Source organism: Streptomyces sp. NPDC056128 (assembly GCF_042263835.1).
Taxonomy (GTDB): Bacteria; Actinomycetota; Actinomycetes; order Streptomycetales; family Streptomycetaceae; genus Streptomyces.
This window is the reverse complement of sequence record NZ_JBHJVQ010000015.1, coordinates 111,347-126,094: the sequence shown is the minus strand read 5'-3', so window position 1 is coordinate 126,094 and position 14,748 is coordinate 111,347. Positions and strand designations below refer to the sequence as shown.

13 protein-coding genes, 1 tRNA gene and 1 pseudogene are annotated in these 14,748 nt (G+C 67.5%); 4 read left to right on the top strand and 11 right to left on the bottom strand.

Annotated elements, in window-relative coordinates; genetic code table 11:
• Positions 1-14: 14 nt before the first annotated feature.
• The 6 genes from ACFC1X_RS25535 to ACFC1X_RS25510 form a co-directional block, all read right to left on the bottom strand.
• The gene (locus tag ACFC1X_RS25535) at positions 15-824 is read right to left on the bottom strand and encodes a hypothetical protein (RefSeq protein WP_376357292.1); all 810 of its coding nucleotides are present in this window, start codon (positions 822-824) and stop codon (positions 15-17) included.
• A gap of 121 nt (positions 825-945) precedes the next feature.
• On the bottom strand, positions 946-2,160 hold the full coding sequence (locus ACFC1X_RS25530) for an FAD-dependent monooxygenase (RefSeq protein WP_376357290.1): 1,215 nt from the start codon (positions 2,158-2,160) through the stop codon (positions 946-948).
• A gap of 31 nt (positions 2,161-2,191) precedes the next feature.
• Positions 2,192-3,181 carry a beta-ketoacyl-ACP synthase III gene (locus ACFC1X_RS25525; protein WP_376357288.1) on the bottom strand — a complete coding sequence of 330 codons (990 nt, stop codon included), beginning with the start codon at positions 3,179-3,181 and terminating at the stop codon, positions 2,192-2,194.
• Positions 3,178-4,998, bottom strand: coding sequence for an acyl-CoA dehydrogenase family protein (locus tag ACFC1X_RS25520; RefSeq protein ID WP_376357286.1), 1,821 nt, complete (start codon positions 4,996-4,998; stop codon positions 3,178-3,180). The genes ACFC1X_RS25525 and ACFC1X_RS25520 overlap by 4 nt, the downstream gene beginning before the upstream one ends.
• 100 nt (positions 4,999-5,098) lie before the next feature.
• Complete coding sequence (locus ACFC1X_RS25515; protein WP_376357284.1) at positions 5,099-6,319, bottom strand: beta-ketoacyl-[acyl-carrier-protein] synthase family protein; 1,221 nt, start codon at positions 6,317-6,319, stop codon at positions 5,099-5,101.
• Complete coding sequence (locus tag ACFC1X_RS25510; RefSeq protein ID WP_376357282.1) at positions 6,316-6,561, bottom strand: phosphopantetheine-binding protein; 246 nt, start codon at positions 6,559-6,561, stop codon at positions 6,316-6,318. Before ACFC1X_RS25510 ends, ACFC1X_RS25515 begins: the two co-directional genes overlap by 4 nt.
• A gap of 228 nt (positions 6,562-6,789) precedes the next feature.
• On the opposite strand from ACFC1X_RS25510, the gene ACFC1X_RS25505 reads away from it, so the two are divergent.
• Positions 6,790-6,865, top strand: a tRNA-Arg gene (locus ACFC1X_RS25505).
• A gap of 216 nt (positions 6,866-7,081) precedes the next feature.
• On the opposite strand, the gene ACFC1X_RS25500 is transcribed toward ACFC1X_RS25505, so the two are convergent.
• A complete protein-coding gene (locus tag ACFC1X_RS25500; protein WP_376357280.1) occupies positions 7,082-8,347 on the bottom strand; it encodes a DNA sulfur modification protein DndB in 1,266 nt (421 codons plus the stop codon).
• A gap of 450 nt (positions 8,348-8,797) precedes the next feature.
• A complete protein-coding gene (locus ACFC1X_RS25495; protein ID WP_376357278.1) occupies positions 8,798-9,001 on the bottom strand; it encodes a hypothetical protein in 204 nt (67 codons plus the stop codon).
• A 313-nt stretch (positions 9,002-9,314) separates the two neighbouring features.
• Here ACFC1X_RS25495 and ACFC1X_RS25490 point away from each other — a divergent pair, with 313 nt between their 5' ends.
• Positions 9,315-11,072: an AIPR family protein gene (locus tag ACFC1X_RS25490; RefSeq protein ID WP_376357276.1), complete on the top strand. Its 1,758-nt coding sequence runs from the start codon at positions 9,315-9,317 to the stop codon at positions 11,070-11,072.
• A gap of 597 nt (positions 11,073-11,669) precedes the next feature.
• Here ACFC1X_RS25490 and ACFC1X_RS25485 read toward each other — a convergent pair.
• On the bottom strand, positions 11,670-11,834 hold the full coding sequence (locus tag ACFC1X_RS25485; protein ID WP_376357274.1) for a hypothetical protein: 165 nt from the start codon (positions 11,832-11,834) through the stop codon (positions 11,670-11,672).
• A gap of 326 nt (positions 11,835-12,160) precedes the next feature.
• Here ACFC1X_RS25485 and ACFC1X_RS25480 point away from each other — a divergent pair.
• Positions 12,161-12,912: pseudogene (locus ACFC1X_RS25480) on the top strand (GntR family transcriptional regulator).
• Positions 12,913-12,939: 27 nt separating this feature from the next.
• Positions 12,940-13,200, top strand: coding sequence for a cold-shock protein (locus ACFC1X_RS25475; protein WP_376357272.1), 261 nt, complete (start codon positions 12,940-12,942; stop codon positions 13,198-13,200).
• 441 nt (positions 13,201-13,641) lie between these two features.
• Here ACFC1X_RS25475 and ACFC1X_RS25470 read toward each other — a convergent pair whose 3' ends face one another.
• Positions 13,642-14,094, bottom strand: coding sequence for a glycine-rich domain-containing protein (locus tag ACFC1X_RS25470; protein ID WP_376357330.1), 453 nt, complete (start codon positions 14,092-14,094; stop codon positions 13,642-13,644).
• 346 nt (positions 14,095-14,440) lie between these two features.
• Positions 14,441-14,638, bottom strand: coding sequence for a hypothetical protein (locus ACFC1X_RS25465; protein ID WP_376357270.1), 198 nt, complete (start codon positions 14,636-14,638; stop codon positions 14,441-14,443).
• Between the last annotated feature and the right edge of the window lie 110 nt (positions 14,639-14,748).

Here is a 14,748-nt window from a genome sequence, read left to right as displayed (position 1 = left end):
GGGCGGGGCGTCCGTCAGCTCATGCCTTCGGGGAGCGGGTAGGACAGGAAGTCGCGGTCGAGCTGACGCACGCTGCGCGGCAGCCACTTGACGGCCTCACGGGCCACGACCTGGCGCGGCAGCGGCTCCTTGACCTCCATCTGGGTGGGCTTGGCGATGGCCTGGATCGCCCACGCCATGGCGTTGACCGGGGCGATGCGCTCCCAGCGGTGGCGGTCGATGCCCAGCAGCATCATGGAGCGCATGAAGATGTACCAGATGTGGTAGCCGGGGGGCGGGTTGCCGTTCATGGTGTGCACCGGGCGCTCGCGGCGGGGGTCGAAGAGCACGCCCTGCGCGAAGTCGGCGAAGGCGCCCACGAGGCCGTGGCCGCCCGGCCGGTAGTAGTCGTCGAAGACGCCGAGCTGGGCCTTGGAGAGCACGGCCAGGGGGCCCTTGATGGGGGTGACGTACTCGATGAAGTTGTTCGGGTAGTCGCTGGTGGCCGCCATCGCCATCCAGGCGTCGAAGATGGCCCGCTCCCAGCCGTCGCCGAGCGCGGTCTCGATGTCGGTGAACGCCTGCGCCAGCTCCGGTCCCACGTTGTAGAGCGTGGTCTCGTCGAACATGTACCAGAGCTCGTTGGCGCGGCGGTCGCCGAGCATGCCGGGTACGTCGGGGAAGTCGTCGCCGCGGCCGCGGTGCGGGGTGGCGGCCGGCCGCTCGGCGGCACCGGCCGGGGCGGCGCCCAGGAGGCCGGTGCCCGCGCCGAGGCCGACGGCCGCGACGGTGCCGAGGGTGGTGGTCATCAGCCTTCGTCGGCCGAGGTTGCTGCTGTTCGACATGGATTCTCCTTGGTTCTCTCGCGCGGGGTGGGTTGCGGGGGTTGGGTTGCGGGGGTGGGTTCACGGGGGTGGGTTCACGGGGGTTGGGTCACGGAGGCGGGTTCACGGGGGGGGGGTGGGTTCAGTGGGTCCGCGGCAGGTCCGGCAGGTCGGCCTCGGCGTCGTGGCGCTGGATCCAGGACACGTCCTGGACGAGGGACGACATGGTCCCCGTGGACTCGCCGCCGTCCTCGTCGGGCCGCAGCCGCTGCGAGCCGCCGCCCCGGGAGCCGAGCTGGACCCGGGTGGTGTGCGGCCTGCGGACGCCCTCGTAGGCGTCCAGCGCGTCCGCGATCCGTCGTCGCCCGGCGGGGGCCGAGGGCGCGGCGCCGGCCGGCGCGTCGAGGCAGTGCGCGAGGACCGCCGCGTCCTCGACGGCCTGGCTGACGCCCTGGCCGTGGTGGGGCAGCATCGGATGGGCCGCGTCACCGAGGAGGGTGACGGCCCCGGCGCTCCAGCGGGCCAGCGGCTCACGGTCGTACAGCGCCCAGCGCCGGGTCTCCCGCACCGCGGCGACCAGCGACTTGACGTCGAGGTTCCAGCCGTCGAAGCGGGCGGCCAGCTCGTCCAGTTCGCCGGGGGCGCTCCACGACTCCAGCCGCCAGCGCGGGTCGGGCACGACGGCGACGAAGGTGAGGAACTCCCCGCCGCGCACCGGGTAGACCAGCATGCGGGCGTCCGGTCCCGCCCACACCAGCAGGGTGTCGCCGGGCAGGCCGGGGACCTGGTCGCGGGCGACGATGCCGCGGAAGGCGCTCTGGCCGGAGAAGACGGCCGTGTCGGGCCCGGCGAGCGTGCGGCGCACCACCGAGTGTGCCCCGTCCGCGCCGATCAGCACGTCGGCCTCGGCGGTGGCGCCACCGGCGAACTCCAGCCGGACCTCCCGCCCGGTCTCGGTGAACCGCTCGAGCCGGTGCCCCGCCCGCACCACGCCGGACGGCAGCGACTCGGCGAGCATGGTGTGCAGGTCGGCCCGGTGGATCGTGTAGTACGGCGCCCCGAACTCGGCCAGCCACTCCTCGCCCATCGGCTGCCGCACCAGGGTGGCGCCGTGCGACCAGTCCCGCACCTCCATCCCGGTGGGCCGTACGCCGAGAGCGCGCAGCCGCTCGCCGAGGCCCCAGCGCTCCAGGATGCGGCTGCCGTTGGGGCCCAGGTGCATGCCCACGCCCGATTCCCTGAGTTCCGGCGCCTGCTCGAAGACGCGTACCTCATGGCCCTTCCGGGTCAGGGCGAGGGCGGCGGCGAGTCCGCCGATGCCCCCGCCGACCACGGCGATCCGCAGCTTCGGCACCACGTTGTCCCTTCCTCTCGTGCGCTCGGTGCGGTCAGCTCCGCTGGTCCTGCACGGGTTCCGCGCCCGACCAGACGACGGCGGCGGAACCCCAGGTGAGGCCGCCGCCGAAGGCGGTCAGGAGCAGGCGGTCCCCGGAGCCGACACGCCCCTCGGCGGCCGCGTCGGCCAGCGCGAGGGGGATGGACGCGGCGGCCGTGTTGGCGACGTCCGCGATGTTCGAGACCACCCGTTCCCGGGGCAGGCCGAGGCGCTTGGCCACCGAGGTGAGGATGCGGAGGTTCGCCTGGTGTCCGACGAAGGCGTCCACGTCGGCCAGGTCCCAGCCCGCGTGCGCGGCCACGGAGCGCGCGGACTCCGTCATGGTCGTCACGGCACGGGCGTAGACGTCGCTGCCCCGCATGGTGAGGTGGTCGCCGTCCGGCGGGATGGTGATCAGGTCGTCGCCGGTCCCGTCGCTGCCGAGTTCGGTGTGGAGCACCGCCCCCGGGTCGCCGGTCCGGCCGCGCTCCAGGAGCACGGCACCGGCCCCGTCGCCGAACACGACGGCCGTACCCCGGTCGCCGGGGTCGACGATCGACGAGTAGACGTCCGCGCCGATGACCAGGGCCCGCTCACAGGTGCCCGCGGTGATCATCGCGTCGGCCACGGACAGCCCGTACACGAAGCCGGAGCACACGGCGGACAGGTCGAACGCGGCGGCGGCCCGCAGCCCGAGCCGGGACGCCACCCGGGGGGCGGTGGCGGGGCAGCGCCGGTCCGGTGTCGTGGTCGCGAGCAGTACGAGGTCGCAGTCGTCGCGTCCGGCGGACTTCAGCGCGGCGGCCCCGGCGGTCACGGCGAGGTCCCCGGTGGTGGTCCCGGCGGACACACGGCGGCGGCGTTCGATGCCGGTGCGGCTGTGGATCCAGGCGTGGTCGGTGTCCAGGTGCCGGGACAACTCGTCGTTGGTGACGACCGTCTCCGGCAGGCAGGTGCCCAGTCCGGTGACGACGGCGCCGACGCGGTCGTTCGAGGCGGTCACGGGCGTACTCCCGCCTGGACGGGGCCGGGGGCGGCGTGGGCGCCGGGGGCGGCGTCGGCATCGGGTCCGGCGTTGGCGTGGGCGCGGGTGTGGGCTTCGGCTTCGGCGGAGGCCGGGTGCGCGGGCTGCCCGGACCCGGCGTGGGCCACGGCGGCGTGCCGTTCGGCGAAGTCGGGGTGGGCGATGGGCGCGCTGATCAGCCCCTCGGGCACGGCCAGTTCACGCAGCAGCGCCCCGGCGTCGAGAGACGCGCCGGCCGCCTCGTGCCGAGCCGCCTCGAACCCGAGAAGCGCGTCCTGGTCGAGGATCCCGGCCCGCAGCCCAGTCAGCGCGTGCTCCAGCACACAGGCCGCCGCGTACTGCCCCAGCAGCCGCTCGGACAACGGGTTCGCGGCCTCGCGGGCCCAGTGGCCGATCGCCAGCATCTGGTGGACGGCGCGGCTCCACTGGGCGCTGGCCTCCCCGGCGCCGTCCCGCTCCACCCGGTCGAGCAGGGCGTAGCAGACGGCCCGCAGCACCCGGGCGGCGTCCAGGCGCGTGGCCCCGGCGGCCGCCTCGTCGAGCACCTTGTCGAAGTCCGCGCGGTGGCGCAGGGCGAACCGGGTCGCCTGGTAGCCGAGGACGGTGTTGTCGCCGCCGAAGGTGACGGCGATCTCGTAGTCGTTCAGCAGGGGCGCGATCTGGTTCGCGTCGTGGTAGCCGAGCCCGCCGCACAGCTCCCGGGTCTCGGCGAGGGTGTGCCGGGCGTCGCCGGTCGACCCGGACTTCCCGCAGGAGATGAGGGCGTGCAGCACCTGGTCGCGGGCCGGGGCCCCCTGCGCGCTCCGGGCCACCGCGATGTCGGACAGCGCGGCCATGGCGTGCCGGGCGCCCAGCGACCGGCCGACGGCCGCGGTCAGCCGCATGCGGTAGTGCTCGTGGCCGAGCAGCGGCCGGCCGAAGGTCTGCTTGACGGCAGCGAACCGGGTGGTGATCGCGCAGGCGAGCAGCTGCGCGTAGGCCGCGCCCACCGAGGGGAAGAGCCGCTCGTGCGTGAAGGTCGCCAGACACTCCTCGAACCGCCGATGACGCGGCAACGGGGAGCTGTAGTTGCCGTCCTGGTCGATCGACGCCCACCGGTTCATCAGAGCGGAGAGCGGAAGCCGGTGGTCGGTGAAGGTCAGCACACCGGTCTGATTGGCGGTGACGCCACCCTTGGGCTCGGCCCGCCCGATCCGCACGCCGGGCAGCACCTGCCCGTCCGCGCGCAGCGGAACCCGCAGCCAGTGGTGCCCCTCGTCCCGCCCGCCGACCACCAGCCGGCTCAGCACCATGGCCACGTCGCCGGAGTGCAGGCTGTTGCCGGTCCACACCTTGCTGTCGGCGGGCCGCGGGGTGTTGAGCACCAGGGTGCGGTCGCGGGGGTCGTACGTCGCGACGGTCCGCACCTGCTTCAGATCGGACCCGGCGAGCAGCTCGGACCCGGCGAAGCAGTACATCCGCTCCATGGAGTCGATCTCCGCCGCCCAGACTGCCAGCTGCTCCGTACCGGCGTGGCTGAGCAGCGCGTCACCCGCGATCTGGTGCGAGACGAGGACGTTGAGCAGGGACAGGTCGTACGCGCCGATCCAGCCCATGGTGCGCAGGAACTCGGGGAAGCGGACGCTGTCACCGCGCCCCAGCCACAGCGAATTCGCCGCGAACCCGGCCCCGTTGAGGAGCCGCGCCCGGCGCAGCGTGAGCAGGCTGTAGTCGCGGACGCTGAGGTCGTCGGGTCGGATGGTGGCGAACTCGGGCCCGGAGAGGACACGGGCCAGCTCTACTTCGCGTTGCGTCATGAACTCTCCAGGAATGGCCGTACGGTCCGGCGCGGCGTCACGGCGCAACCGTGAGGCAGGTGAGTCAGATCGGTCAGGTCGGTCAGGTCGGTCAGGTCGGTCAGGCGGCGTCGAGCACGAGCGCGCAGTTGCTGCCGCCGAAGCCGAAGGAGGTGCTCACGGCGACGCTCCCGCCGTGCCGGCGCGGGCCGCCGAGGACCAGGTCGAGGTCGGGCAGGCCGGGGTCGGCCCGCTCGGTGTGCGCGATGGGCGGCAGGATGCCGGTGCGCAGGCTGCGCAGGGTCAGTACGGCCTCGATGGCGCCGGCCGCGCCGAGGGTGTGGCCCAGCAGGCCCTTGTTGGCGGTGACGGCCGGGCCGTGCGGGAAGAGGCGGGCGATGAGCCGGGCCTCCGTCTGGTCGTTCTGCGGGGTCGAGGTGCCGTGCGCGTTGACGGAGGACACGTCCCGCACCGACATGCGCGCCGCCGCCAGCGCCCGCTCGACGGCGGCCGCGGCGCCCGCGCCGTCCGGACGGGGGGCGGTCGGGTGATGCGCGTCGGAGGTGTCGGCATGCCCGAGCAGCCGCCCCAGCACCTCGGCACCGCGGGCGCGCGCCTTCGCCGGCTTCTCCATTACGACGGCCGCGGCACCCTCCGAGATCACGAAGCCGTCGCGGTCGGCGGCGAACGGCCGGGACGCGTCGGTCGCCTTCTGCTCGGACAGCGCACCCATGCGGGCGAAGCCGGAGACGACGAGGGGGGTGACGGCGGCGTCCGTGCCGCAGGCGACGACCGTGTCGCAGACACCGGCGTCCAGCAGCATCTTGCCCAGCCCGAAGGCGGAGGCGCCGGACGCACAGGCGGCGGCCACGGTATGCCCCGGCCCGGTGATCCCGTACCGCGCGCCGATGGTCCCGGCGGCCATGTTGATCAGGGCCCGGGGATGCAGATACGGCGAGACCATGCCGGCCCCCTGCCGCTCCATGCGCCGATGCTGCTCGTCATGCGTGGTGACACCCCCGAAGGCGCTACCGACCACAATCCCCACCCGGCTGCCGTCCCAGCTACCGGTATCGAGCCGCGACTGCGCGAGCGCCTCCGCCACGGCGACGAGGGCGAACCGTATGAACGGATCGGTACGGGCGGTCCCGCGCCCGGTCAGCTGCCCCGGCCGCAGCTCGGGCACCCGCAGGCTGTGCCAGGCCCCGGTACCGGCCAACGGCTCCGGATCACCGCTCTCCAGGGACCCGGCGGCACACATCGCCTCCCAGGTCGAGTCGACATCGGTACCGGCCGGCGTCACCAGTCCGGCACCGGTGATGGCCACGGGCCCCTCGGTCACGCCGCTTCCAGACCCGCGCCGGCCAGCGAGACGACTTCCCCCACGCTGAGATCCGCGATCCGCGTCTCCTCACCGGCGAGGTCCACGCCGGTCTCCTCCTTGATCCGCACGATCAGCTCGGCAACGGCCAGCGAGTCCAGCTCCAGGTCCCGCAGCAGCGCCGCGTCCGTGATCTCCGCCGGCTCCACTTCCAGATCCTCGGCCAGAATCCCGTGCACAACCGACTTGGGGTCCGTACTCATGGGGTCACCTCAGGGGCTCAGGGTTGATTCGACACCTCGAAACGAGATCGGGCTCCACTGTGCTGGCGGCCGATATGGGGCACCTATCGCGCCGTTATCAGGGGTACGGGCACAGCCGAACAGGACAAAAGCCACGCTCCACCCACCCGGAACCCCCCACTCCCCCACCTCGCTCCCCCACCCCACCCGCTACACTGTCCGCGACGGCCCACCCCTACCGGGCCGCCCGCCTTCGTAGCTCAGGGGATAGAGCACCGCTCTCCTAAAGCGGGTGTCGCAGGTTCGAATCCTGCCGGGGGCACCACTTCAGAAGGGGGCCACTTCCGGATTTCCGGGGGTGGCCCCCTTTCTGACATCCACGCACGAACATCGACGACGTCGGCCATCGACTACCGGACACATCCCGAGCAGCCGGCCCACGTCTCCAGGCTCCCTAGACGCGGGGCCCGTGCCACTCTCGGGCCCACGCTCGAAGGGCGCCGCCCTTCGCAAGACGGCACCCTTCGTCCCGCTTCATCACCTACAGGGCGGCGGGGGTCTTCTTGTACCAGCCAGTGATAACGCTCACCAGGTGAACGATGTTCTGCGTCCGCATGATGGGGGCCGAAGCGTTCGGCTCGAAGTCGTCATTGGCCGCAGTAGTGCGCCAAACGCTGGTCTCGGAGACTGGCGCGGCCATGTGCGGGTCGAGCTTCTTGAAGAAGTCGGTGATGTCATCGAGCTCGACCGGATTGTCGCCGGCCCGCAGCTCCCGGAACACGCCACCGAGAACGCGGAGCATACCCACCGAGCCGAGGAGCGAGGTCCGGCGTACCTCCTGGGCCAGGGTAAGACCTACAGGCTGCCGCTCCCCCTCAGGGTCGTCCTCGGTTAGGGCGGCGAGGTCGGTGAATGCGTTGGAGATTACGTCAAGGAAGTCCTTGACCTGCTCGATCACTTCACCATCGGTCAGAGTCTGCTCAGCCTTCTTGCTGATCCGACCGCCAGCACCGGCGATGACGGCCCGGGTGATGTCGGCGACGTGCTTGGCACCCATAAAGTTAGGGTTCTTGAGCGTCATGCGGTCCTGTTCTGCATCGACTCGACCCTTCAGCAAGGGGTGGTCGATGACGTCGGACAGGGTGCGGTTGGCCACCTTGTAGCTGTCGAACCGGGCGCGAACGGCGCTGCTGATGCCCTTGGCGTTGTCAGCAACGTCCACGAACATCTGCTGTGCCTTGATCGGATCCGGCTCGACGTAGATGTCCAGACCCACGTACTCGGCCTTCAGACGGTTCATCTGGCCGATGAGCTTCTCGCGTTCGGCTTGCAGCTTGGCGGCCTTCTCCGTGCTGACCTTACGGGCCATCTCACGGTCGACAGCGGAGATGGCGTCCGTGATGCGCTGCTTCTCGATGGCGACACCCAGCACGCGGTGCTGGCCGTCAATGGTCCGCAGGCTGGAGATGCCGCCGATCGCCCACGGAACAGTGAGGTAGCCGACAGCGCCCTGATCATCGACCTTCTCGAAGGTACATCCGCCGCCGTCCCGGGCCAACAGAGCGGGGGCGACCCAGTCCTGCTTGGTGTCGAGGTACTCACCGAAGTGCTTGGCGTGAAGGCGGTCGACCTTACGGTTGTCCTTGTCGACGTTGTTCGGGTCGGGAACAGGAAGGATGGTCGGGAGGTCGAGGAGGGGCACGCGCACGCTGTAGACTGTGCGGCCACCCTGCGGGGTCTTGATGGCGAGGTACGTGCTGGAGTCCTGAGGCTTGGACAGGCGCAGCGGGTCAACGGAAATGGTCATGGGAGCCCCCAACGAGGTTGGCCACGCGCTTGGCTGGCGTAGCAACAACCAGAAGCTAGTGCACAACTAGCTACCTCAACGAGTAAGTTCTTATTTTTCGACCTAAGTTGCTGATGCTTGTCCTCAGGACGCAAAGACTCGACTGACCTTGATGGCACCTGACCGGACTTCGACCACCCCTCAGCGCCACACACGTCACACTGGCGCCACCCGACGTGACTCGCAAGATCGTCAACCTTGATGCCCTCGTCAGCCCCGCGGGACGCCTGCGCAACGCGCAGCGCTCACTGCCGAGAGAGGGGCATATGTGCCCCTCGTGTGCCTGATGAGGCGGTACGGCACGGGAAGCAGCGGGGAATCCCGACACCTACCGCGGAAACACGCAGGTCAGAGTCTCGCCAGATCAGCCCGCATCCGCGTACGCAATCTACCAAACTAGCTATCCGCTGATCAGGAGTAGAAGCCCCGGGCGTACTCCTCGGGCCCGGCACTGAAGTCGTCCGGACGATGACGGCGCAGTTGCTCATACCGTGCCGCGAACACGTCGATGGCTTGATGAATCGTGCAGCCTCGCGTTCCGCGGATCGCCATGATCGCGAACATGATCCGGTGATCGAGGATGTCGCTGTCTACTCTCGCCGGCAATGCGGTCACGGGCGCTCCGAAGTCGCTGTACAGCAGCGGAATACAGCAACCGCACAGACCGCAGTCAACCGAGTAGGACCCTGCCCCCTTGCTGAACTGCTAATTGACCCTCAGTGACCGTCCCGCCCGTAGTTCGCACCGATAGGCAACTTGCCGCTAAGGGCCCACACGGGGCGCCGTTCTCAGCTCCTGGACAGGACCCCGCCGACTTGACTCGGTCGTCGGCAGCCGTTCGTTGGACGCCCTGCGCGGAAGCCCTGCGCCCGAGTCCAGGCCGGTGCTAGATTTGACAAGATAAGCTGCTTCTAATTGGAGTTCCTGAATGCCGAAGATGCCCAGCAATGCACAAACCTTGGTCATGCGACTCTTTGAGGCATGGAAAGAGGATAACTTGCCTTCAGTTGAGGCGAGTACCGCCTTTGAGATGTTTGCATCCGAGTTGGCACTTCGGCCTTTCGGTCTAGGTCTGGAGGATATTGAGGCGGGGATTGTCGGAGGCGGACAGGATGGCGCTATCGATGCTGTCTACGTTTTCTTCGACGACACGCTTTTGGATGAAGACTCCGATGTCGTGTCGGAGTCCAGTCGTCCAGGAGATTTCGGCCAGGACAGGAATTTGGAGATCTGGGTTGTTCAAGCGAAGCGTACTCCCAGTTTCTCAGAAGAAGTGGCAGAGAAGCTAGAGAATACAATGCGGCGCGTGTTGGACTTGTCGCAACCCCTTGAGTCGCTATCTATCTTGTACAACTCGTCGATGCTTGCACGATTCGGGATTTTTCGAAACGCCTGGGAAAAGCTTCTTACCCGAAGGCCTCGAATTAGCGTGAACGTCGTATACGCCGCGCCGGGAGACTCTCGGAACATTACGCCTCAATTTGAGGCGAAGCTGAACGCCCTTAAGCAAGTGATCCTAACGTCAGTTCCAGATGCGCGGACGATTTCCGTGGAGCTCCTTGGAGATAAGGAGTTGCTGGCTAGATATAACGAGCGTCCGCCCTATACTCTCGCAATGAATTATCAGGAGAGTGCGACCAGTGGGCGCTCCCATGTTGCTCTCGTGAAATTGCGGGACTACTACAATCTAATTGTGGACGATAACGGCCGCTTGCGTCGCCACCTATTCGAGTGGAACGTCAGGGACTACCAAGGGAACGTCTCGGTAAATCAAGAGATCAGGAGCTCCCTTACAGCGCCCGACAGCCCGGAGTTTTGGTGGCTTAATAACGGAGTTACGCTAATTTGCAGCGAGGCGACCAGCACTGCAAAAACGTACTCCCTGTCAAACATTCAGATCGTGAACGGCCTGCAAACTAGCCACGAGATCTTTGAAGCACTCAGAGGCGGGGGTACCTCAGAAGCCGAAGACCGCATGCTTTTGGTGCGAATTATTGTAACCGATGACGCAGCCACAAGAGATTTGGTCATTAGGGCAACGAATCGCCAGACCGCGATTACGGACGCCTCGCTGCGCGCAACAGACGAAGTGCAGCGGAATATTGAGGACTACTTCTTGACTCAGGGATGGTACTACGACCGAAGGAAGGGGTACTATAAGAATGACGGTAAGGATCCCTCGAAGATTGTAAGTATTCAATTCGTCGGCGCATCTATCACTGCAATGGGTCTCGCGCGACCTGATAAGTCGCGAGGCAAGCCTTCATCGCTGCTGAAGAATGACGAGGACTACCGTCTCGTATTCAACTCATCGATTGACCTTGCAATCTACCTATGGGGCGCAAGGCTTCAGCGTCAAGTCGACAATTTCATCTTGTCCGACGCCGCTGAGGCGAACGTGTCACAAAAGAGCAATCTTAAGTTCCATCTGTCTATGCTCATTGTAGAGCGCCTAAACGGCGGCCCCGTTCGAAGCCCTCAGCAACTTCGTGCTCTAGCGTTGAGTGATGCAGGAGTGGATGACGCAGTACTCAAAGAGCTTTTTGAGAACCTCAAGGATTGGTCTGCGGTCTACCTCGGCAGAGAGGGTGTCATTCTGGAGAGGGCGACCAAAGCTCAGCGGTTTAGTGAGTACTTGCTCCAGCGGGCGCAAGCTCTCCGCCCCTTCCCTTCTCCTTCTTCTTAAGAGTCGTCTTCGTGCACGATCGAAGGTGACGGCAGTATAGGCCCATAATGGCCAGGTTGCTGGGCCGTCTGTGGGCCATCGGAGGGCGGTCGACTCGTGTGTCTGTTTTTCACAGCCGCCCCAAAGAAGGGTTTCCGTGTCATCCACTGGGGAGACGCTCACCTCGACCTGACCGCACGTTCGCGTGGCTCTACAGTGAACAGCTGCGGGTGACGGCCTAGCCGCTTGAGTGATCGGTCCCAACGTTGGGCCGTCTCTGGGCCGTGCGAGGGCGCCCGACGCCAACCAACAATGCCAGAAGCCCACGGCATCTGAGCTGGTCAGAGCCGTGGACTTTGTTCAGGCCCGCTGGTGAGCGGGACCGATGATCAGTACACCGGCATGTGAGTACGCTCCCGGGCCGTCCTCGGGCCGTGGAAGGGCGCTCAATGGTGACCACCGTCGACAGACGCCGACAGCTCGGCAGCAGGTCAGGCTGTTGATCGACAAGGCGGCCGCAGGTCCCGGCCACCGTCGGTCAGTTCTGGCTGTACAGAAACCGAAGAAAAAGCAGAGTCGTGGGCACTGTGCCCGGAGAGGCGACCGACAGCCTCACCGTCAGAGCTTGCCGAAGGAAGCCAGTATGAGCAGGCCGAAGACGAGGGCAATGACGAACAACGTAAGAGCGGTCTTTCTAGCCCATCGGCGCTCGGCTGCACGTCGATCAGCATCGTACTGGTGCAATCCATGCGTAACTGCCCTTGCGATCTCGTCTTCGTTCATGAGCGACATCCCCTTGATGCTCTATGACCAGTGCCCGAACCCTACCGACGCTCTCAGTGCCAGGGCCGCCCCTGGGCCACCAACGTCAACAGCCGCCGAGCAACAACGGCGGAATCCCACAGCGTCTGAACTGGTCAGAGCCATAAGCTTCTTCAGTCCCGCTGGTCAGCAACTGGTGATCAGTGGACCGGGTTCCCGCCCTGCGCGCGTCAAGGATGTCGTCGCGGGAGTCGCACTTGGTGGTCTCCCTGGCGTGCGCTTCGCCAACCACCAGGAGGCGACCGCGACTGGTAACTTGATTAGAGCTAGTGGACTAGATTTTCCATATGCCTGAGCAACCGGGCCCTATCTCCGCATCGCCGACGAACTCCGGCGGCGGATCGCAGAGCACCTGTGGGAGCCGGGAGACCGCCTGCCCTCACGCGCTCAGATCGGCCAGGAATGCGGCGTCGGTGAGAACGTGGTCCGTCGGGCGCAAGAGCTTCTGATTTCCCAAGGCGTGCTGGAAGGCTGCGCTGGGTCGGGTACCTACGTCGCCGAGCCAAGACAGCGGGTGCGGGTGGTGCGTTCGTCGGCGCGCGAGCAGCCGAGCGGGTCGCCCTTCCGGGCCGACATGAAGGCCGTGGGCAAGCAGGGGGATTGGGAGAGGCGGACGAACGTCAGGGTGCCGGCCCCCGCAGACATCGCGGCGCGACTCGGGATCGACGAGGGTGAACTGTGTGTGCGGACCGCGTACGAGTTCCTGGCGGACGGCAGGCCGGTGCAGTTGTCGACGAGTTGGGAGCCGTACGACCTCACCGCCGGCACTCTCGTCGTTCTCCCCGAGGGCGGGCCGCCTGCTGGAGCGGGCGTCGTGAACCGCATGGCCGCGATCGGGGTCAGCCACGTCGTGGAACAGCCAGCGCCGAGGCAGGCGACCGCCGAGGAGGCGTCGTTGCTCGGCGTCCAGAAGGCTGGCTTGGTCACGCACATCCGGCGGACGTACTACAGCGACGACGGTCGGCCCGTAGAGTCGGCGGACATCGTGGTGCCCGCGGCTCACTGCGAGATCGTCTACGAGATCCCGATCAGCCGTTGATAGCGCCATGAGTGAAGGGAGAGGCGGATGGGTCGCCGCAGAGGCACCCGTAAGGACATCGCAGTCGTGACCGCGACGGTGCGTGAGTGGAGCGACGAGGAGGGCTGGGGTGTCCTCGACTCGCCGGAGACTCCCGGAGGATGCTTCGGCCACTACTCCGACATCCAGGCGCCCGGCTTCCGCACGCTGTACCCAGGGCAGCAGGTCGATCTCACCTGGGAAGCGCCCGGGTTCAAGCAGGACGGGTACGAATACCGGGCGGTGTGCATCGTTCCCCGCTCTGTCTGACATCCACGGCTGACATCAACGAGGCCGGACGGCGGCATACAACAGCACCCCCCGGACGACCATCGGACCAGCCGACCACGGCACCAGGAGTGGGCGTAGATCGAACTCCTTAAAGCGGGTGTCGCAGGTTCGAATCCTGCCGGGGGCACAGACATAACAACATGGTCAGAGAGGGTGAAGGCCCCTCGTTCAATTCGAATGAGGGGCCTTTTCAAGCCGGAGTCCACAAAGATTCCAGAGCGGCCCGCCTCCGACAACGGGCGGAGACGGGCCGTGGTCTCACCTACCAGTCAGGACCTTGGCGGGGTTACGAATCCCCGCACCGGCCGCGGTTCCTGCGAGGCGCGCGATTTGGGCTGCTGCGCGCGTTTCCACGCTTCCACCAGCCCCGCATAGCGCGGGTCGATCCACTCGGACATCGGGCCTCCCTTCAGGGGCAGGCTATGCCACTCCGGGCTTCGGCCTGGGTGTGATGATGATGGTGCAGTCCGGAGCGTGCTGGCACTTCGCAGCGACCGAGGCGAGAGTCTCGTCGGAGGGCGGCCCCCACAGCTCCTGGTCCGCCTCCCACCCCAGCTCGGTGATCTTCTCGCGGGTGCGGTCGAGGATCGGCGGGTCGTAGTTGGTGGGGTGGTAGCCCGGGTAGTGGTGGACGAACTGGTCGCCGAGGGTGCCACACAGTTCGGCGTACAGAGCGGTGTGCAGGATCAGGGCGTGCCAGCCTTCGTCCACGATCCGCGACGGGGCCAGCCCGAGGCCTGGATTCTTCGCGCAGGCGGCCACGAACTTCAGGCCCTCGTCGACGATTCGGCCGGCCATCTGCTCGGCCATGTCCGGGTTGGCATCCATGACGGTGCCGCGGACGCTGGCGAACTGCTCTTCGGTGATGAGCATGCGCGCGAGCACGGGCAGGGCCAGGGCGGGTGGTGGCGTGGGGCCCGGAGGTATGGTCACGGGATCTCCTTCGCTGGGTGCGGATGGGGATGGCCCGCCCGGGCCGGGGCGCCTTGCCCGGTCAACCTGGCCTGGGCGGGAGTCTGTGGGAGTCGTGAGCGTCCGCAACCCGTGAGGGGCGGGCAGGCGTACACCTCAATGCTCAAGTCGTGCGCGCCGGAGCGTCCTTGGGCGCGGCCTGCTGATACGCCACCGCGCACCGCGAGGGAGGCTTCGCAGAAGACGCAGGCCCAGCCGGAGTAGACGGCGCGGCTGAGGCTGGCGGCGTCGACCAGGGTGCGCGGGATCACGGCCGGTCGGCGAACGGGACCAGGCGGTGGATACGGCGGCAGGTCTCGCAGGCGAATAGGGCTCCACCGGGCCCGGAGCCTTGCTCGATCACCTCGATGAGCCGCACACCCCCGGCGAAGCCTTTGTGCCACGAGCAGTAGCCGTAGCTGGTGAGGGTGGGCGTGATGCTGTCCTGCTGGCTACTCTCTGGCATGTCGGCGCTCCTTCGTAGCGTCGGCCACGCCCCGGGGCCGTTCGCGCGGTCGCCGGGGTCCTTGCTGCTCTCAGGCTCATGCCACAGACGAGTCGTTCCAACTGCGTTCA